This window comes from Arcobacter sp. CECT 8985 (assembly GCF_004116495.1).
Lineage (GTDB): Bacteria > Campylobacterota > Campylobacteria > Campylobacterales > Arcobacteraceae > Malaciobacter.
Genome location: NZ_PDKC01000033.1, coordinates 1 through 20,054, shown reverse-complemented (window position 1 = coordinate 20,054; position 20,054 = coordinate 1). Strand labels below are relative to the sequence as shown.

The window sequence follows — 20,054 nt, the reverse complement described above, 5'->3', positions numbered from 1 at the left end:
GAATTAAGAGATTTAATTTCTCTTAATTTTATTTTTATTCATCAAGTAGTCTATCTTGAAGCTTTTCAATCGCTGTAAGCAAAGGTTTTGTATCAAATGAATATGCAGTTGCTTTATTAACTGCTTTTTCTATTTTATCATCACTTAATGGATCTGTAACTTCACAAGCTGTTTTTATTACATCTAAAATTTGAGCTTTTTGCTTATACTCTTCTGGTACATTTGAAATATCATCTACAAACTCAATAGAGTTAATAAGATTTTCACTCAATTTCCAATGTTTAAAAATTTGTGCAGTAATTTGTGAAGTAGTTATTCCTATTAACTCTTTTTCAGCTTGTGCTGTAGAGTATCCATTATTTAATAATGTCTTAAATTCTTGTGTTTTATTTTCTAATTCTAAGATATCTGCGATTACAAATTTACCTGCTTCTTGTAAAAGTGCAGGAAGTATCAACTCTTCTTTTAAATCATAAGATACTTTTGCAAGCCATAAGTTTGCAAGAGTTGTTGACATATTTGAAATTTTCATAAAATCATCACTATTAATTCCATATGGTGATAAATTTGCTTTCAATAAATTTTGAACTGTTCCACCAATTGCAATAGAAATAGTAAAGTTAATTCCTAGAAGATTGATTGCTCTACTTGGTGTTTCAACTTTACTTCTAAACCCAAACATTGCAGAATTTGAAACTTTAAGTAGTGTTGAGATAATTAAAGCATCTTTTTCTATTATTTTTAATAACTCAAAAGGATCTTTATCACTTTTTTGTCTAAACTCTTCAATTTCCGCAATTGTTTTTGGTAGTGGTGGCAATGATTCAATTTTTTCAAGAATATTTTGTGACACTTGGAACTCCTACTTTCTTTATTATCAAATTATAACTTAAGTTATATCTACTTATATTTAAACATTAAATCTAAAGTGCATAACATCACCATCTTGAACGACATAGTCTTTTCCTTCAAGTCTTAGTTTTCCTGCTTCTTTACACTTTGCTTCTCCACCTAAGCTTACAAAATCATCATATGAAATAACCTCAGCTTTAATAAATCCTTTTTCAAAATCATTATGAATAACTGCTGCTGCTTGTGGAGCTTTTGTATTTTTCTTAATTGTCCATGCTCTAACTTCAACTTTACCAGCAGTGAAGTAAGACTGTAAACCTAATTTATCAAATGCTGTGTGAATAATTTGTTCTAACCCTGATTCTTGTACACCTAAATCAGTTAAAAACTCTCTTGCTTCATCATCTTCAAGTCCAACTAATTCTTCTTCTATTTTCGCACATAACATAATAACATCAGCACCAACAGAAGCTGCATGAGCTTTAAGTTCATCAACATATTTGTTTCCACCATCTGCAAGTGAATCTTCATCAACATTTGCACCATAAATCACATCTTTATTTGATAAAAATCTAAGCTCTTTATCTAAAGTAATGAAATGTTCATTTTCAATATCTTCAAAAGTTTTAACTGGTTGTAATTCTGAAAGATGTGCAAGTAAAGACTCTGCAATAGTTAATTGAGCAGCTGCGTCTTTTGAACCTTTTGCTTGTCTTTTAAGTCTATCAATTTTCTTTTCAACTTGAGTTATGTCTGCATAAATTAGTTCTGTTTCAATTATTTCAATATCTCGTAAAGGATTTACATCACCTTCTACGTGTGTAATATTACCATCTTCAAAACATCTTACCATATGCAAAATAACTTCAACTTCTCTAATATTAGATAAGAATTGATTTCCAAGACCTTCACCTTTACTAGCACCTCTTACAAGACCTGCAATATCAACAAAATCAATTGTTGAGTGTTGAATCTTATCAGGGATAACAATCTTTGCTAACTCATCTAATCTCTTATCTGGTACTGGAACAATTGCTTTATTTGGTTCAATTGTACAAAATGGATAGTTTTGTGCTTCAGCATTTTGTGCTTTTGTTAAAGCATTAAACGTTGTACTTTTACCTACATTTGGAAGTCCTACTATACCTACACCTAATCCCATCTATTTCCTTTTTGTTCTATAATTATCGGTGATTTTATCTAAAATTGACTTGTTCAAGGCTGAAAGTAAGAAATGCTAAATCGTTAGTACAAGAATTGATGCGATTAAAATCGCGTTTCCAGAATTAATCTTTATGTGTAAATTCTGGAACAATCTCTTTTAGTTTTTTTATTTTGTTTTTACAAACAAGAAGTTCTTGTATATCATCGTTTAGTTTATCTATTTCGTAAAGAGTTGGTTTTGCTACCATTATTGACTCATAGTCTGTTTTTTTATCACTATCATTAATAAGAAGTTCTTCATATAATTTTTCACCTGGTCTTAAACCACAAAACTCTATTTTTATATTGTCACTTCCACTTAAAGTTATCATCTTTTTAGCCAAATCTACAATCTTAACTGGCTCTCCCATATCAAGGATAAATATCTCCCCACCTTTTCCAATACTAGCAGCTTGTAGTACTAATTCACAAGCTTCAGGAATAAGCATAAAATATCTTGTAATATCAGGATGAGTTACAGTAATTGGTCCACCATTATGTATTTGTGATTTGAACTTAGGAATAACACTTCCACTACTTCCAAGAACATTCCCAAATCTGACTGCAACAATTTCAGTCTTATTTGAACTTACATTTTGAGCATATAACTCACAAATACGCTTAGTAGTTCCCATAACATTTGTAGGTCGTACAGCTTTATCAGTTGAAATAAGAACAAACTTTTCTACTTCATACTTAATAGCTAAATCAATACAATTTTTTGTACCCATAATATTATTTGAAATACCTTCAATAACATTTTCTTCTACAAGAGGTACATGCTTATATGCAGCTGCATGAATAACAATTTGTGGTTTATACTTTTTAAATGTATTTTCAACAAACCCTAAATTTCTAACCGTTTGCATAACAGGGATCACAGAAGGGCAACCTAACTCTTCAGTAATTTTATAAAGGTTAAATTCACTATGATCTACAAGTATTAGTTTTTTTGCACCATATTTTTTACACTGTCTACTTATTTCACTACCTATACTTCCACCAGCTCCTGTGATTAAAACAACTTTATCTTTTATAAAATTTTCAATTTTCTGCTTATCCAAATCTTGTGGATGTCTAGCAAGTAGGTCTTCTACTGTTATATCTTTTAGTTGAGAACTAAAATCTTTATTTTCAAGAATCTCTTCAAGTGAAGGCAATACTCTAATTTCTTTAAAATAATCACTTAAACTGTTATAAATCTCTTTTATTCTTTCTTTAGGGGCACTAGGTATTGCAATTACAAGTAAATCATACTTTTTATCACCAAGTTTTTTTTTCAAAGATTTTCTAGAAAAGATATGAATAGCATCTATTGTTCTTTTTTGTAAGATTTTATCATCATCCACAAAATACTTAATCTTATACTCACTATTTCTAAACTCTTCTTCAAGCTTAATACCAGCTTTTCCTGCTCCATAAATCACTGCATTTTTGCTCTTATTTATTTTACTTCTGTTTACAAGATAATGATATGTATACATTGAAAAGTTTATACCAAAAAGATAAAAAGCAAGTTCTGAAGTCATAAAAGCGATTCTATGCTCACCATAATAAAAAGGCATATATACAATAAATGCAACAATATAAACAATACTTTTTATTAAAAAAGTCTTCTGTGAAGCTTTACTCCAAGATAATGAATAATCTTTTAGTATAAATATAGAAGCAACTGCTCTTACACAAATAACTCCAACTACAACATCAAAAGAAAAAGGAAGGTGAAATATAAAAAAAGTCCACCAAAAAGTAACAAATGATAGTACAACTATCACCAAAAAGTTTAATAATCTTTTATCAATACCAAACATTAAGCAAAAGCCTTTCTTTTATCTATAAACTTCATAATAGCATATAATAAAATCATAGCAATTATAAATGAAATAAAAATATTAGATATAGTAAAAACAAATACAAAAAGTAATATATTTACTAAAATAGAAGCTATTACAATCTTATCATGTTTCCATCCAGATTGATGAAGTCTTTGATATGCATGCTTTTTATGTGCTTGCGAAAGTTTTTCTTTATTTACTTTTCTTCTAATAAGAGTAAAGGTAGCATCAAACCAAAAAAGAGAAAACAAAATTATCCAAACCCAAAAATTTGAACTCTCATAATTTGAGTAATATATAGTAAAAATAGCAACATTATATCCCAAAAGAGTACTTCCAACATCACCCATAAATATCTTTGCTTTATGCCAATTTAATATTAAAAATCCTGCAACACAGGCAACAAGTACTAAAAAGTGACTATCTGCAAACAATACAAATCCAGCAAGTGCTAAAAATATAGCTTCACTTCCTGCATAGCCATCTATGCCATCAAGAAAATTATAAAGATTTATAAACCAAATAATCATAAAAAATGCAAAAATATTTGTAAATATTTGATTTGAGATAGTAAAAATACCAAAATCTAAAGCATCAAAACCACCAAGAAAATAAAGACCCAAACTAGCAACTAAAGCTTGAACAAAAAGTCTTAGTTTAGGACTTAATTCAAATAAATCATCAAAAAAGCTAACAGAAGAGATAATAATACCTATTAAAAGTGCATAAAAAAGAGTCTTGTCTATACTATTTTCAAAATATAAAATAAAAAGCCCAATAAACCAACAAATAGCAATAGCAATACCACCACCATGAGGAGTTGGAGTAGTATGAGAACTTCTCTCATTTACAGCTGCAACAAGTGACTTTTTGATATAAAAATTCTTAATCAAATAAGTCAACACAAAAGATAATATAAATAATCCTAAATAAATCATAAATTCTATTTTTCACCTTTTATCATATATCGTATTCCATCAGCTGTATTATATGGTAACTCAACTTTAAGTCTCTTTTTTGTCTCACTGTTATCAACTTCTAAACTTTTATAAAGTCTTTTATGAAATGATGGCTTAAGTAGTTTTAATAAACTTTCAAAAAATGGTACTTTTATCAGCCAAATATTTTTATTTAATGATTTTGCTATCTCTTCACATAAGTTTGTAGTACTTAAAGACTCATCATCTCCTACTAAAAAAATACCCTCTTTTTTTTGCTTTATTATTTCATCTATAAAAAAACATAAGTTTCCTATATAAATCATAGTTCTACTATTTTTAATTTTACCAAGTGGTAAAATAGGTACTTTATTTACTAAACTTACAAGAGATTTGATATTTGCTTTTACACCATAACCATAAACAATAGGAGTTCTAATGATGCTTACTTTAAAGTTTTCATCTTGAAGTTTTAATAATTCATTTTCAGCTTTTAATTTACTTACTCCATATTCATCAACTGGATTACATAAAGTATCTTGCTTATAACAATTACTTGTTTCTTCTCCATAAACTTTAACAGTACTCATAAAAATAAAATGTTTTACTCCAGACTGTTTAGCTTTAATTGCAAGTTCAAGCGTTTGAGTTACATTTACTCTTTTATACTCATTAGCACTTGCTCCACCCATTTGATGAACTAATGCAGATAAATGAACAACTACATCAACATCATTACAATCCAAAGAACTAATATCATAATTTCTAAAACTAAAAGTTTTTATATAGTAGTTATCTTTGTATTTATTTATAAAGTAACTTCCTATGAAGCCTGATGATCCTGTGAGTAATAACTTATTCACTTCAATATACCTTCGATAGATTCTAAGTATTTATTTATTACTATTTTTTCATCAAATTCATTTACCATCTTTTTTCTTCCTGCTTTTCCCATAATATTTCTTTGTTCATCTGTTAAATTTAACATGATTTCCATTTTAGCAGCTAAATCTTCAGAATTTTTAACTTCACATAAAAATCCATTAATCCCATCATCTACTACATCTCTACATCCCACATTATTAGTAGTTATAATAGGCATTCCCATACTTGCAGCTTCTAAAAGTATTCTAGGTGTACCTTCTCTATAAAATGATGGTAATACAATACAATCTACATTTGCTATTTCTATTCTTACATCATCACTAATACCTAAATAATTTACATATCCTTCATTTACCCATATATTCATTTGTTCTTTTGATATTGATGTTGGACTTTTCATATCAAGATGACCTAAAAGTTGAAACTCCACATTTGAATATTTTTGTTGAATTATCCTAGCTGCATCAACAAATTCTTCTATTCCTTTTGCCCAAAGCATCCTAGATATAAGTAAAAATCTAAATTTTCCATCATACTTTTTTTCTACTGGTTGAAACTTATCTAGATCTACACCACTCCCTGGTAGAACATCACACTTTTCTTTTTGCACTAGTTTTTCATTTACAAACATTTTAAAATCATCATGATTTTGAAAAAATATTTTTGTAGCTTTTTTTTGTGAAAATTTATAAAGCCATTTTGCTACTTTTGTGACTATATTTTGATTAATAAAGAGTGTACCAAGTCCCGCAATATTATTTATTGTTGGTATTTTTAAAATATTTGCAGCTATTGTTCCATATATATTTGGCTTAATAGTATATTGCAAGATAATATCAGGCTTTAATTCTTTATATATTTTATAGTACTTATATATAGATTTAAAATCCTCAATAGGATTTGTACCCTTTGTATTTATATCTATATCTATATATTCAAAATATTTTTTTATATTTTCACTATATTTATCGTATGGACAAATAAATGTAATATTATAACCTTGTTTTTGAAAATAAAAAGCAAGATTTGCTCTCATATTCCATGCATACCATGAGTTATTTACTGATATTGCTATTTTTTTCTTAATCAAGCCATTTTTCCTTCCACATTTGATATATCAAAATAAGCCATATTTGAGTACCCAAATTTTTTCCATTATTAAATTGCTCTTTAATCTTCATGATTTCAGATATATCAAATATTTTATCATCTAACTTATTTATACATATATATTTATCAACTATGAGTCTAAGTTCATCTCTTAACCAATCATTTAAAGGTATCGTAAATCCAGATTTTGGCTTATCAACTAAATCTTTTGGAAGATATTTATAAAGCACTTGTCTTAATAAATATTTTCCTTGATTATTTTTATATTTTATAGTTGAAGGAACTCTTGCCATATACTCTATAATTCTATGGTCAAGTAAGGGTTCTCTTCCTTCTAAACTTACACTCATAGTAGCACGGTCAACTTTAGTAAGAACATCATCATTCATAAAAAGTTTATAATCAATAGCCATCATCTGATTTAAAAACTCAATATTTCCTATATTTTGCCATTTTTTAAATAATTTCTCATTTTTACTTATAGATAAAAACTTCTTTATTTCTTTTTTATCTACATAACTACTTGCATTTTCAAACATCTCTTCCAAACTATCACTATTTATAGCTCTTTGAAATTTAGTATATTTATCTTTAATATTTGTTTGTTTTAAATTTTTTGGTAATTTTTCATTTATATATTCAATACTATTTAAATTAATTAAATTTAAACCAGTTTTTAAAACTTCTCTTTTAAAGCTATTTGAAAATATATTTTGAAACTTATTTAAAAAAAAGTATTTACTATATCCACAAAAAGCTTCATCTCCACCATCTGCACTTAATGCAACTGTTACACTTTGTCTAGCTATTTTTGATACTATCATAGTAGGAAGGGCCGAACTATCTCCAAAAGGCTCATCATAATAAAATGGTAATTTCTCTACCAAGTCTAACATATCACTATTTTTCATATAATATTCAGTATGATTTGTACCAAGATACTCAGCTATTGTTTTAGCATGTTTTGCTTCATTATATTTTTTATCATCAAATCCTATAGTAAAAGTATTGATTTTTTTTCCTTGTTTTTTAGCCAATATAGATGCTACCAAAGAACTATCATAACCACCACTTAAAAATACTCCTACAGGCACATCTGATACCATTCTATGATTAATAGCATCATCAAGAATATTTTCTATATCTTCTATTATTTGATGTTCTTCTTTATTAATTTTTTCTTTTAAATAAAAATCATTTACATCCCAATACTTAGTGATTTTAAATTCTAAATTATCAATTTTCAATTCTAAATAATGCCCAGCTTCTAGCTTGAAACAATTTTCAAATATTGTATATGGAGCAGGTATATATCCAAACTGAAAAAAATAAGGTAACACTTCTAAGTTTTGCTCTTTACTAAAAGATGGATGTTTATGAAATGATTTAATTTCAGATGAAAAAATAAATTGATTTTCATTAGTATAATAATATAAAGGTTTCACTCCTGCTCTATCTCGTACTAAAAATAATTTATTTTTTATTTTATCTAAAATAGAAAAAGCAAACATTCCTATAAATTTATCGATACACCTTATGCCCCAATGTTTATAACTATAAAGTATAACTTCTGTATCACTATTTGAGATAAATTTATATCCTAGTTCTTTAAGTTCATTTTTTATGCTTTTAAAGTTATAAACTTCTCCATTAAAAACAATCACATAATTTTTACAATCACTTATAAAAGGCTGATGTCCATGTGAAGTCAAATCTTGAATTGAAAGACGATTATGTCCAAAATGAACACCACTTTTTTCATCAAAATATACTCCACTATCATCAGGACCACGATATGATTGTATTTCAAGCATATCATTTAAAATATCTATGTTTTTATTTTTATCTATAAAGCCAACTATTCCGCACATAATCAAAGTTCCACAGATTCAGTACATATTTTATTTTTGTATTTATATGTGTATTTTAATTTTTTCGTTAAAAATAAAAAACTTGCAAGTAACTTATAAGGGAAAAATAGCATTGTAATAATAGAACCTTTATAATACTTTCTATTTTCAATATAAATAATCATAATTGGAATTAAACTACAAAGGAATAAAGAAGAAAATAGAAAATAGTAAAATAACAATGAAGCTAACACTGAGACTAAATAACTTCTTTGTAGTTTTATATAATTTTTTAAATACCCATGTTTTAAAGAACTAAAAAACGATAAAATATAACCTATTTTATTGTATGGATATACATAACTTTTTAACCTCGAGGTAGCCAAATTATAATTATTATGTATAAACATTTTGACTGGAATTTTATATATCAATCGTTTATCTAAAAATTTAGAGAAAAAATCTCTCTCCTCTTCTTCTTTAAGTATTGGTGAAAAATTAATCTCTTGAACTTCTTTAACATTAATCATCAAGCAACCACCTACATTATTTACCACTTCCACTTTTTCAATATTATAAAAATTATGTATCTCTTTTATAACAATATCATTTCGATAAAGTTTCTCATGCCGTTCACCTATAATAGCTCCATATTTTTCATAATACTCTTTTGAAGCATTAAACCATTCTATATCTAGATACATATCACTATCACAAAAAAGAAGATTGTCATACTTAGCATACTTTTTACCAAGATATCTTCCTAGTGATGCAGTAGTATATCCTTCTACTATTTCTATAACTTCCACACCATTCTCTTTTGCTAATTCTGCAGAGCCATCAGAAGAGTTTGAATCAACATAGATAATTTCATACTTTTCAATGTATACTACTTTTTTTATAGCATTTTTAAGATGATTTATGCACTCTTCCAATGTTTTTGTAGAGTTTTTTCCAATTATTATTGCTGATAATTTTATTAAATACTCCTTCTTTTTAAAAAAATTCTTTTCAAGTTAATTTATTCCACAATACTTAAAAACACCTCTCCAAAACAACCTATAAAATACGGCTAACAAAAAAGTAAAATCCTTCTTTTTCATCTTATAATAAATAACAACTAAAAATTTTTTTATCAAAAATTGTTCTAATTTTTTTTGATGAAATATTTTTCTTGTTTTATTCGCTTTTATTAGTTTATTTAGATACTTATTCAAAAAATTTAAATCTATATCTTCTTTTTCAATTCTTTCATTTAATCCTATAGTAAAATGAAGTCTATTTTCTTTCTTTGTATTTTTAACATCTAATTCATTCAATACTTCTTTAAAGATACTACTTATAATTTTATACCTCTGTTCATCTTTTGCATTATCTGCCACTCTGCTGACACTTGTTTCAAGATATCTATATCGAAATAATACCTTTGAAATATTTGCAAACTTTGTATACTTAGAAGAATCAAGCCAAAACTTGTAATCTTCAGCATGTTTATACTCTTCTTTATATTTAATTCCATGTCTTTGTATAAATTCTTTTTTCATCATTATACTAGGATGTGCAAATGATACAGAAAACAAAAGTCTAACTTTTAGCTCATCGTCATTTATAGGCATTTTCCAGATGGTTTTTTTTCTGTTTTTACCAAACACTTCTACCCATGTACCACATACAGCTATATCTTGATTTTTATCTAAAAATTCAACTTGTTCCTCAAACCTAGTAGGTAAACTAATATCATCTGCATCCATACGCGCGATATATTTACCTTTCGCTTTTTTTATTCCCTCATTTAAACTTGCTATCAGACCTTTGTTTTCTCTACTTATTACTATTATTCTTTCATCTTGAGCTTTAAACTTATCTATTATATCTAAGCTTTTATCCATAGAGCCATCATTTATTATAATAAATTCAAAATTTTTATATGTTTGATTTAATATACTTTGTATAGCTTCATCAAGATATTTTTCAGCATTATACACAGACATTACAACAGAGACCATAGGATTATCATTCATCTTTTTTTCTCCCACTCCAAAGCTGTTTTACATATAAATTCTAAATTATCATGTTTAGGTTTCCAGTTTGTTTCTTTTAGTATCTTTTTATTATCTGCTATCAAAATAGCTGGATCGCCCTCTCTTCTAGATGACACTTCTACTTTAAAGTCAACTCCACTTACTTTTTTTATCATATCTATCACTTCTTTTACACTAAATCCATGACCATATCCACAATTAAATACTTCACTATTCTTTTTTTCAAGGTATTCTAATGCTGATATGTGAGCAGATGCCAAATCATCCACATGTATATAGTCTCTTATGCATGTACCATCAAAGGTATCATAGTCATCACCAAAAATAAATATTTTATTTCTTTTGCCAAGTGCCGTTTGTACTACAAGAGGAATAAGGTGAGTTTCAGGATCATGACATTCCCCTATACTTAGACTCTCCTCTGCTCCTGCTACATTAAAGTACCTAAGTATTACATACTTAAACTCTTTATTTGCACTCGCTGCATCTTTAATAATCTGCTCACTCATAAGCTTTGAATTTCCATATGGATTTATAGGACTGGTAAATTCTGTTTCTACTAATGGCATTTTATTACTTGATGGCTCACCATATACTGCTGCAGTAGAACTAAATATAAACTTTTTAACCCCATATTTATTACATAAGTTAACTAAATTTGCAGTATTACATGTATTATTAACATAATATTTCAAAGGATTTTCTACAGACTCTCCCACAAGCAAACTAGCTGCAAAATGTATAACTGTATCAAATTGATATTTTTTTAAAATACTTTCTACCTCATCCCACTGTGATAAATCTTGCTCTATAAACTTAAAACTTCCAAAAGATTGTAAAGTTTTTATAGTCTCTTTAAAACCTGTCTTGAAACTATCTATTACTGTAATATTATGCTTTTTACTTTCTAAAAGTTGTTTAACTACATGACTACCTATGTAGCCGGCTGCTCCTGTTATTAAAATATTCATATTCTTATCCAATCCTCACAAACTATATCTTTACTTTGTTTTTCAAGTTTATCATCAGTAAACCATCTTTTTGGAGCTATTATTATCTTCTTTTCATTATTATTTAACCATGCTCCCCACCAACTAAAACTACTATTTGCTATAATATTATGATTACATAAACTCATTAGATAAATATCTTCATGAGGTATTCTTTTTTCTTCACTACATACAAAAACAGCATTTGATAAATTTAAATTTTCTTTGCACCACTCTATATCATCTGAAAAAATAAAGTAACTTACTCTAGCTATCTTTTTCTCTAGATACTCAATAGCATTTTTATAATATTCAATATTACAAGTTCCATGGATAGATAAATTTTTATTATTTATAAAATCACCTCTTCTTATATGAATTGAACAACTATTTTGAGAACTTTTTATATCAAATTCTATTTTCTTTGTATAATTTGACAACTCTTGATTTATAGTAAATTGTTTTATTAATATATCTCTTATATTTTTAAAATACTTCTCACTTTGGAAATAACCTTCTATGTAGTTATTATCTTCTATTTTTAAAAATTTTTCATCAAAAAATAATGATTTTTCTCTAATCGCTTTTGAAGTTTCTATTCCTAATCTTCTCAAAACTTTAGATAATATACTATTTGAATAATACTTATTGTTTTCTTGTTTAGTAGAAATCTCTAAATTTGTATGATATTTATCAAGTTGATACCCTCCATGCAATTTATAAGTTTCATAAGTTGTTATATCTACCTTTACATCATAGCCTTTTTGTTGTAGAGATTTTGCATAAGCATAACAAAACATTTGATTACCAAGTCCTCCTACAATTTTAACTAAAATCATCTAAGTCCTTTAATACCTCATTAACTATTGTGGAAGCAAAATTTTCTGCTCTAAAAGGATCTGCTTTTGAACTGTTTAAAAACTTTTCAATAGCATTAAGGTAATTAATATAAGTTTTTTCATCCATGTTTTTTATATAGTCATAAATTCTTTCAAAACTATCAAATTCTCTTTTATCTATAAAACATTCTCTTGGAATATATTCAGTTACATTTTTAGCACCCCAGTATATAGGTACACATCCAGCAAAAAAACAATCAAATATTTTTTCTGTTATATACCCATTTTGATCTTTTATATTTTCATAACATATTGCGAATTTATAATTTTTCATAGTCTCAAACTTTGAATCAACTAGACCTTTATAAGATGAATATTTATTATTTGTAAACTTTGCAATCAACTCTGGTATATATGGAATTTTATTAAATGCCCTTACAATTTTTGGTCCACTAAAATGATACTTATTCCATCCTGTTCCATAAAGATCAAATTCTTTTGGATGATATGTTTCAAACCATCTAATAAATTCTACTCTTTTTGTATAAAGTTCATCTGAGTGACTTGCACTTTTATTACCAGCTATAGTGCAACAAAGTTTTTTATTTTTAAATTTTTTAGGAATAGTCTTAGGAATAGCAAAAGCATAATTGACTTTAAAATATTTTTTATTATCTATTAAATCATCATTCCAAGTAAAAATTTTTTTGAAATAATAATGATAATTTTCATCAAATGATTTTGGATCCACATGTGAACTTTCTATAGCTAATAAATAACTTTTATTATATCCATAGTCTATAAAATCTTGTGTCAATCCATGGTATAAAACTATATCCGAATAACTTGGTTCATTTATATCACAAGTTGACAAATCAATTCCCTGTTTCTTAAAAGTATCTTTTAACATAAAATAAAAATATGCATAATTATCTCTATTTATATTACGATCAGAAATATCAAAAATTTTATTAGACAAATTATAAGTTTGGATAAAAGAAGCTAATTTCACTTTTCTAATTCCTCTATTATAGCTCTTGCTCCTCGTAATTCTTCACTCCACCATTTTGATTCAATTATTTCATTTATTTTTTCTTCATTAAACCTATAACGAATAAGCTTTGCAGGAGATCCAGCAACTATTGCAAAAGGTGGTATGTCTTTTGTAACAACAGAATTTGCACCAATAACTGCTCCATCTCCAATACTCACACCTCTTAATATTACAACATCAGTTCCTACCCAAACATCATTACCTACTATACAAGATTCTTTTGTAAGTTCATCGTATCCTTCATTATAAAATAAAGAACTAGTTGATATCTTTGTAAGATCATGTTCACCTTGACCAATTGATACATTATTTGCTATTGAACAATATCTACCAATAGTTGATTTAGTTATGTTACAATTTTTGCCAATATATGTATATGAACCAATATCACAATTCTGATCTATAAAAGTATTTTTAGCAATTTCAACATTTACTCCAAGCTTTATTTTAATAGAAATTTCATCACTATGCAGAGAAAGCTTTTTCTTTTTTTTCAATATATAGAAGTAGATTTTTTTTATTATCTTTTTTATCATGCTTTGAAATTTCCTTTTAATTTTATATCTTTTATTATATTTCTAAAATATTTATAATTTATAGTATATATAACTATGCTTAGCACTATAATAGAAACTAGTGAAAAAAGTACAAAATCAAACCAGCTTTTTTGTATAAATTTTTCTATAATACTTAAATAAAGTATTATAAAAACTACTATAAACAATTGTTTATAAACATTTTGTTTTTTATATTTAATACCCAAAGTAGTTATAATTTTCAATCCTAAAAAAATTGCTATAATTGAACTTACTATCAATAGAGAAAAAGGAACTCCTATTATTCCAAATATATCTGTTAAAAATACCGCAAATATAACAAATAGTAGCCCTTCAATCAAAATCATATTTGAACTAAATTTAAATTTATTTAATCCAAAAAGCTGATTTCTCAAAAGTCTAGTCATTGAATAAGCTATTGCTCCAAATCCCATCATCAAAATTATTTCTTGCGAAAGTACAATATCTTTATTTATCCATAAACTTACAAATAAATGATTTGTAACTATATAAGTTCCAAATGCAATCATTAGTGCAAAAAAGCTTAATGAAATAATTTTTATAGATATTTTTTTAATTTTTTCTATATCACCTTCTCCAACTAAATGGGAAAATGGTCCAACAAGCGAAGAATTAAATGTATTTACTACTTGGTCTATTATCTCTACAGCTTTTCTTGTTACAGAATAAGCAGTAGTCATCTCAGCACCTAAAATGGTAGTGATTATCAAAGGATGTGATTTATTAGATAACATATTTCCTACCTCAAATCCAAAAAAATGGGGGCTAAAATGTAGATACTCAAAGATAATGTTTTTTTGCAAATTTGATTTTATATTCAGTTTTTTGTACTGAATAAAACAATAAATAGCATTTGAACTTAATATAAGTATTTCTGTTACAAATAATCCAATAGGAATAGAAAGAAGCCCTATATTTTGATAAAGTAATACTACTGTAAGTATAATTCCAATTATTCTTGAAAATACAGTACTATACACTCCAAAAAGAGGTTTAAGTAAAGCTTGAGAAAAACCTTTTACAGAACTACTCAATACAGTAAGAGTAGCTGTAAAAAGAGCTATAAAATATACTTGTCTTAAGAGATTGAGCTGTGCATCACCTAAGGATAAAATAGTTTGCAACCAAAAAGATAAAACTAAGCCTATTATAAACAAAATACAAGCAATAATATAATATAAAAATTGGCTATTGATAAAATAGTCTACTACAGCTTGAAAATTATGCTTTGCATAACTGCTTGAGATTCTTTGCATTACCATATTTTCTATACCAAAGTTTACAATGCCAAGCATTGCAATAATACTAGTTATAGTAACCCAATATCCATAAGTAGCAAAATCTATAAACTTAAAATATATTGGAAGTAGCAATAATCCTTGAGTTATAGATATACCTGTATTAAGGTATCCACCTACAACTTGAGTTATCACTGCTTTTTTTCTACTTGGTTGTTTTATCATCTATTTTACATACTTCTTTTAACGAATTTAAGTATTAGCCTTACTGCTTCATATACAGAATATTTAATAGATAATATTATATTTAAAATATGTTTTGAAGTTGGTTAAAATATATTATTTTTTAATTTTGACTAAAATATTATAAATATACCCTTTTATAATTTCCATTATTTTAATTGGGTATTTTTTCAAAATTACAAAGTGATTAGTTTTTATTCCATTTGATTTTATAGCTCTAATAACTTCAATATTACATGTAATTTTTGTCTTTATTCCACCAGAGCTAATACCTCCAACTCTCATTTTTATCAAAGGCAAATTAATATATGAATATGTTATTTTATTTATATAAAGAAGTCTTACAAACATTTCATAATCTGCAGCTATTTTATAATCAGTCTTATATTTACCATATTTTTTATAAATCTCTTTTTTTACAAAAAATGTTGGGTGTGGAGGCATAAACCCATATTTTAGTTTTTTGGGTGTAAATTTTTTTGCACTATAATATCTTAGTGCTCTTTTTGTATTATTATTTTTAATAAATAATAAATCAGCAAATATTGAATCTACATTTTTATTTTCAAATTCATCTACGACTTTTTGTATTACTGAAGTATTAAGATAAAAATCATCACTATGAATAAATCCAATAACATCCCCTGTAGCGATAGTTATCCCTTTATTTATAGCAGAATAAAGCCCATCATCATTCTCACATACTATCTTATCTATTTTATTTTTATATTCATTTACTATTTTCATAGTATTATCTGTACTTTTACCGTCAATAATAATATATTCAATATTATTGTAAGTTTGATTTAAAACTGATTCGATAGTATCTCTAATAGTTTTTTCTGCATTAAAAACAACCGTTACAATAGAAACTTTCATAAAAACTTCTTCTTTCTTATTTCATTATAAAAAGCAATAGTCTGGTCAAAACACCTATCCCAATTAAACTTCCTAGCTTGAAACAAGCCTTTTTTAATCATAGCATTTCTAATATTTTTATCTTCTAGTTTTAATATAAACTTTTTAAATTTTTCTATATCATAACTAGACACTAAAAAACCTGCATCTTGTACAACTTCAGGAATAGAAGATACATTTGTACTTATTATAGGACAGCCAGATTTCATAGCTTCTACTAAAGGTATACCAAAACCTTCATAAGAAGATGGATAAAATAATGCAAAAGAGTTATTATAAAGTATATTTAAGTTTTTATTATCAAGTCCTTGATAGTGATAAAACTGGCAATTTATGCTATTTTTTTCTTTTTTTGACAAATTCCCTCCTCCAATTATAACAAGATGATAATCTTTTAATTTGTCTACAACTTTTACTGCAATATCGAAGTTCTTATATTTACTTCTATCTCCTACAAATAAAAGATACTTTTTATTTGTAAGCTCTTCAAAGTTTTCTTTTAGTTCTTTTTTAGGCTCTTTTAATATATGATAATCTTCACTTACACCATTGTAAATCACTTTGATTTTTTCTTCTTCTATACTTGGGTAAAACTTCAAAAGATCATTTTTTGTATTTTCAGATATACAGATAATACCATCACTTCTTTTTATAGCTCTTTTCTTTTGCCATGAGTGAATAAATCTAGCTAAACCTTTTCTATAGTATTCATAAGTAAAATCATGTACTGTGGTGATATTTACTATGTCTTTTTGATTTGATATACGATAATAACTACTATGAAATATACTACCTTTTGGAAGCTTTTTTTGAAAGTTCAAATATCGAACTATTTTATAATTAATTGAAGATTCATTATATTGATTGATATCTAAGTTTTTCATAAAAATATTATCATTTTCATAGCCATAAAAAGTTATCTCAGCTGTTAACTTCTCAAATCTAGAACTAAGTTCACTCCAATATACAGATATTCCTCCAGCTTTTTGTAAAGAGTAGATAATATTATCATAAACTATTTTCATTATTTACTCTTTTTAGTAGTTTTTTTACAATAGGCTTAATATTTTCTAAGATGATTCTCAGACCATAATAAAAATATACTTTAATATCTTTATCTACGATTTTATACCAACCTAGAATACTTTGAACCCTTTTTATATCTGAAACTCCACCTGAACTTACGCTTGCCAAAGTCACAGGCAGATACCTAAAAATTTTATTTTCTTTATATAAAATATATAAAAGTTCAAAATCAGCTGTAATAGAACTAGATTCATTAAATCTATATTGTTTCAAAATATCTTTTTTTACAAAACAGCTTTGATGAGAAAAAATCATACCTTTCCAGATATTATTTACATTTTTATTAGCTTTTGCTATTCGTTTTTTATGCGGATATCTAACTTCCCAATTACCATATATAATATCTACACTACTATCAAGTTTTGGTAGTATATCTTTCAAAACATTTGAGTCAAAAAACATATCCCCACTATTCATAAAATTGACCCATTCTCCTGTGGCTAAATCTATAGCTTTATTCATAGCATTATAAATACCACTATCTTTTTCACTCACAAGCACATCTATCTTATCTTCATACTTTTTTATAATATCCAAAGTCCCATCACTAGAGCCACCATCTATGATAATATACTCTAACTCAATATTTTGTGATAAAACTGACTTTATAGTTTTCTCTATATTTTGTTTGTCATTTAAGACTATTGTGATAATTGATAATTTCATTTGAATATCTTTCTAAAAACTCTTGAAGGAAACTTGAATAATTTATCAATATACATATAAAGATAATCTCTTTTTATATTCTCACTTCTAAATGAACTTTCAATTAAAGTATATATCTCTTTTTTATTTTTTTTATATTCATCATAATATTTTTGATTCATTTTAAAAATTTCAATTTGATTTATATTTGAAAAATCTACTTTGTTATTAATAATATTGCTATATAAAAAACCATTTTTTTTATGAATTATATATTCATTCATAGTTGGTTTATCAAAGGCTACAATATATTTTCCCTGTTTCATTAACTCTAAAAATGACAAACCTATTCCTTCATATATTCTTGGTGCAAAATAAACATCAATTGATTTTAATAAATTTGTATACTCATCTTTAGACTCAAACCAATCTATAATTTCAATATTATATTTTTCTATATCTTCTTTAAAAATTTGTAATTTTTTTTGATTTGGATCAGGATGATTTTGTATATATATTTTTTTGAAACTATTTGGAGATATAAGCTCTTTGATTTTTTCCCAATTTATTGCTTCTATTCTATACCAAAAAAAAGCTGTTAAATTTTTTTTATCAATTTTTTTTGAACTTTTGTTTATTTCTGGAAAATACTTAATATATAAAGAATCCAATCCTTTATTATGCAAATAGTCATGCAAGTTTTTTGAAAAAGAGATAAATTTTATGCTATTAAACTGCTTCCAATAAAAAGGTGTAAAAGTATTTGCTATAAAATCATCATACATAGGTATATATATAATATTTTTACATTTTAACTTTTTTAGAAATTTAATATTGTAATTTATCTGCCAAAATATAATTATACTATAGTTTTTTTGATTTAAACTATCAAAGTCTAAAACTTTTTTATCTTCCCATTTAGTATCATAATATATATCTATTGTATATTTATCTTTTAACAAATCAAGAAAAAAATTTGATGATTTTGTTTTTTTATGAAAGGAATGATCTATAAATGCTATTTTTTTACTCAAAAAAAACCTTATCTAATTTTTTATATACACTCTCTTTTGAGAAGTTTTCTATAAAATACTTTTTTGCTTCATTTTGTAAATTTTTATACTTTTGCTCATCTTCTAAAATATTTTTTATTTCATTTGCAAAATTTTCTGGTTCATCTACTACTATACACCCATTGTATTTACTATCCATACCTACTATTCCATACTTTGTACTTACAACTGGTACTTCATAGGAAAGTGACTCTACAACTTTTATCTTAAGTCCTGTTCCACCTTGAAGTGGACAAATTGATATTTTAGATTTACTATAGATATCATCCAAGTTTTCAACATACTTTATAAACTCTATATTTTTATATCTGTTTTTATACTTTTCAAGATGCTCATTTACTCTACCTATAATTTTTATTTTATAGTTATCTCCTAAAATAGGCTTAACATTTTCTAAAAACCATATCATTCCATCTTTATTAAAAGGATTATCTGAACCGACAAATACTATATCTATATCTTTTTTTACTTCGCTAAATTTATTATCTAAAAAATGTGGAATATGATAAAACTCTACATCCTTACAAACTCTTTCAAAAAAATTAGTTTCTTCTTTAGAGATACATATAGCTTTGTCAAAAAGATTAATTCTTTCAATCTCTTCATTTATAGATTGTCCTAAATTATATTTTCCATTATTTCTTTCATAATTATTCATAGAGATAAAGTCTTCTAT

Annotated in this window: 19 protein-coding genes; all 19 read right to left on the bottom strand. The window is 26.0% G+C overall.

Annotated elements, in window-relative coordinates:
* Window positions 1-34: 34 nt before the first annotated feature.
* Complete coding sequence (locus tag CRU93_RS11925) at window positions 35-853, bottom strand: HDOD domain-containing protein (protein ID WP_129104428.1); 819 nt, start codon at window positions 851-853, stop codon at window positions 35-37.
* 57 nt (window positions 854-910) lie between these two features.
* On the bottom strand, window positions 911-2,014 hold the full coding sequence (gene ychF / locus CRU93_RS11920) for a redox-regulated ATPase YchF (RefSeq protein ID WP_129104427.1): 1,104 nt from the start codon (window positions 2,012-2,014) through the stop codon (window positions 911-913).
* 124 nt (window positions 2,015-2,138) lie between these two features.
* Window positions 2,139-3,866, bottom strand: a complete 1,728-nt coding sequence (locus tag CRU93_RS11915) for a nucleoside-diphosphate sugar epimerase/dehydratase (protein ID WP_129104426.1) — start codon at window positions 3,864-3,866, stop codon at window positions 2,139-2,141.
* Window positions 3,866-4,828 (bottom strand): glycosyltransferase family 4 protein, encoded by a 963-nt coding sequence (locus CRU93_RS11910; RefSeq protein WP_129104425.1) that lies wholly within the window; start codon window positions 4,826-4,828, stop codon window positions 3,866-3,868. The genes CRU93_RS11915 and CRU93_RS11910 overlap by 1 nt, the downstream gene beginning before the upstream one ends.
* A 5-nt stretch (window positions 4,829-4,833) precedes the next feature.
* The gene (locus tag CRU93_RS11905; protein ID WP_129104424.1) at window positions 4,834-5,691 is read right to left on the bottom strand and encodes an NAD-dependent epimerase/dehydratase family protein; all 858 of its coding nucleotides are present in this window, start codon (window positions 5,689-5,691) and stop codon (window positions 4,834-4,836) included.
* On the bottom strand, window positions 5,688-6,803 hold the full coding sequence (locus tag CRU93_RS11900; protein ID WP_258238916.1) for a glycosyltransferase family 4 protein: 1,116 nt from the start codon (window positions 6,801-6,803) through the stop codon (window positions 5,688-5,690). The genes CRU93_RS11905 and CRU93_RS11900 overlap by 4 nt, the downstream gene beginning before the upstream one ends.
* Complete coding sequence (gene asnB / locus CRU93_RS11895) at window positions 6,796-8,694, bottom strand: asparagine synthase (glutamine-hydrolyzing) (RefSeq protein WP_129104423.1); 1,899 nt, start codon at window positions 8,692-8,694, stop codon at window positions 6,796-6,798. The genes CRU93_RS11900 and asnB overlap by 8 nt, the downstream gene beginning before the upstream one ends.
* A gap of 2 nt (window positions 8,695-8,696) precedes the next feature.
* Window positions 8,697-9,632, bottom strand: a complete 936-nt coding sequence (locus tag CRU93_RS11890) for a glycosyltransferase family A protein (RefSeq protein WP_258238917.1) — start codon at window positions 9,630-9,632, stop codon at window positions 8,697-8,699.
* Window positions 9,633-9,689: 57 nt separating this feature from the next.
* A complete protein-coding gene (locus CRU93_RS11885) occupies window positions 9,690-10,694 on the bottom strand; it encodes a glycosyltransferase family 2 protein (RefSeq protein WP_129104421.1) in 1,005 nt (334 codons plus the stop codon).
* Complete coding sequence (gene galE / locus CRU93_RS11880; RefSeq protein WP_129104420.1) at window positions 10,691-11,686, bottom strand: UDP-glucose 4-epimerase GalE; 996 nt, start codon at window positions 11,684-11,686, stop codon at window positions 10,691-10,693. The genes CRU93_RS11885 and galE overlap by 4 nt, the downstream gene beginning before the upstream one ends.
* Window positions 11,683-12,543: an alpha-1,2-fucosyltransferase gene (locus CRU93_RS11875; RefSeq protein ID WP_129104419.1), complete on the bottom strand. Its 861-nt coding sequence runs from the start codon at window positions 12,541-12,543 to the stop codon at window positions 11,683-11,685. The genes galE and CRU93_RS11875 overlap by 4 nt, the downstream gene beginning before the upstream one ends.
* Window positions 12,530-13,555, bottom strand: coding sequence for a glycosyltransferase family 10 domain-containing protein (locus CRU93_RS11870; protein ID WP_129104418.1), 1,026 nt, complete (start codon window positions 13,553-13,555; stop codon window positions 12,530-12,532). The genes CRU93_RS11875 and CRU93_RS11870 overlap by 14 nt, the downstream gene beginning before the upstream one ends.
* Window positions 13,552-14,133 (bottom strand): CatB-related O-acetyltransferase, encoded by a 582-nt coding sequence (locus CRU93_RS11865; protein ID WP_129104417.1) that lies wholly within the window; start codon window positions 14,131-14,133, stop codon window positions 13,552-13,554. The genes CRU93_RS11870 and CRU93_RS11865 overlap by 4 nt, the downstream gene beginning before the upstream one ends.
* Window positions 14,130-15,638: a lipopolysaccharide biosynthesis protein gene (locus tag CRU93_RS11860; protein WP_129104416.1), complete on the bottom strand. Its 1,509-nt coding sequence runs from the start codon at window positions 15,636-15,638 to the stop codon at window positions 14,130-14,132. Before CRU93_RS11860 ends, CRU93_RS11865 begins: the two co-directional genes overlap by 4 nt.
* 114 nt (window positions 15,639-15,752) lie before the next feature.
* Window positions 15,753-16,535, bottom strand: coding sequence for a glycosyltransferase family 2 protein (locus CRU93_RS11855; RefSeq protein ID WP_129104415.1), 783 nt, complete (start codon window positions 16,533-16,535; stop codon window positions 15,753-15,755).
* On the bottom strand, window positions 16,532-17,599 hold the full coding sequence (locus CRU93_RS11850; RefSeq protein ID WP_129104414.1) for a glycosyltransferase family 1 protein: 1,068 nt from the start codon (window positions 17,597-17,599) through the stop codon (window positions 16,532-16,534). Before CRU93_RS11850 ends, CRU93_RS11855 begins: the two co-directional genes overlap by 4 nt.
* The gene (locus tag CRU93_RS11845) at window positions 17,583-18,326 is read right to left on the bottom strand and encodes a glycosyltransferase family 2 protein (RefSeq protein WP_129104413.1); all 744 of its coding nucleotides are present in this window, start codon (window positions 18,324-18,326) and stop codon (window positions 17,583-17,585) included. The genes CRU93_RS11850 and CRU93_RS11845 overlap by 17 nt, the downstream gene beginning before the upstream one ends.
* The gene (locus CRU93_RS11840; protein ID WP_129104412.1) at window positions 18,323-19,339 is read right to left on the bottom strand and encodes a glycosyltransferase; all 1,017 of its coding nucleotides are present in this window, start codon (window positions 19,337-19,339) and stop codon (window positions 18,323-18,325) included. Before CRU93_RS11840 ends, CRU93_RS11845 begins: the two co-directional genes overlap by 4 nt.
* The coding region (locus CRU93_RS11835; RefSeq protein WP_258238915.1) for a glycosyltransferase family 4 protein at window positions 19,332-20,054 on the bottom strand (723 nt) is incomplete at its 5' end. The genes CRU93_RS11840 and CRU93_RS11835, both read right to left, overlap by 8 nt.

What these genes read in the sequence shown, in the direction of transcription:
- CRU93_RS11860 (WP_129104416.1), bottom strand. Translation starts at nt 15,638, where the DNA reads ATGATAAAACAACCAAGTAGAAAAAAAGCAGTGATAACTCAAGTTGTA.
- CRU93_RS11875 (WP_129104419.1), bottom strand. Translation starts at nt 12,543, where the DNA reads ATGATTTTAGTTAAAATTGTAGGAGGACTTGGTAATCAAATGTTTTGT.
- CRU93_RS11855 (WP_129104415.1), bottom strand. Translation starts at nt 16,535, where the DNA reads ATGAAAGTTTCTATTGTAACGGTTGTTTTTAATGCAGAAAAAACTATT.
- ychF (WP_129104427.1), bottom strand. Translation starts at nt 2,014, where the DNA reads ATGGGATTAGGTGTAGGTATAGTAGGACTTCCAAATGTAGGTAAAAGT.
- CRU93_RS11845 (WP_129104413.1), bottom strand. Translation starts at nt 18,326, where the DNA reads ATGAAATTATCAATTATCACAATAGTCTTAAATGACAAACAAAATATA.
- CRU93_RS11885 (WP_129104421.1), bottom strand. Translation starts at nt 10,694, where the DNA reads ATGAATGATAATCCTATGGTCTCTGTTGTAATGTCTGTGTATAATGCT.
- CRU93_RS11910 (WP_129104425.1), bottom strand. Translation starts at nt 4,828, where the DNA reads ATGATTTATTTAGGATTATTTATATTATCTTTTGTGTTGACTTATTTG.
- CRU93_RS11865 (WP_129104417.1), bottom strand. Translation starts at nt 14,133, where the DNA reads ATGATAAAAAAGATAATAAAAAAAATCTACTTCTATATATTGAAAAAA.
- CRU93_RS11850 (WP_129104414.1), bottom strand. Translation starts at nt 17,599, where the DNA reads ATGAAAATAGTTTATGATAATATTATCTACTCTTTACAAAAAGCTGGA.
- CRU93_RS11915 (WP_129104426.1), bottom strand. Translation starts at nt 3,866, where the DNA reads ATGTTTGGTATTGATAAAAGATTATTAAACTTTTTGGTGATAGTTGTA.
- galE (WP_129104420.1), bottom strand. Translation starts at nt 11,686, where the DNA reads ATGAATATTTTAATAACAGGAGCAGCCGGCTACATAGGTAGTCATGTA.
- asnB (WP_129104423.1), bottom strand. Translation starts at nt 8,694, where the DNA reads ATGTGCGGAATAGTTGGCTTTATAGATAAAAATAAAAACATAGATATT.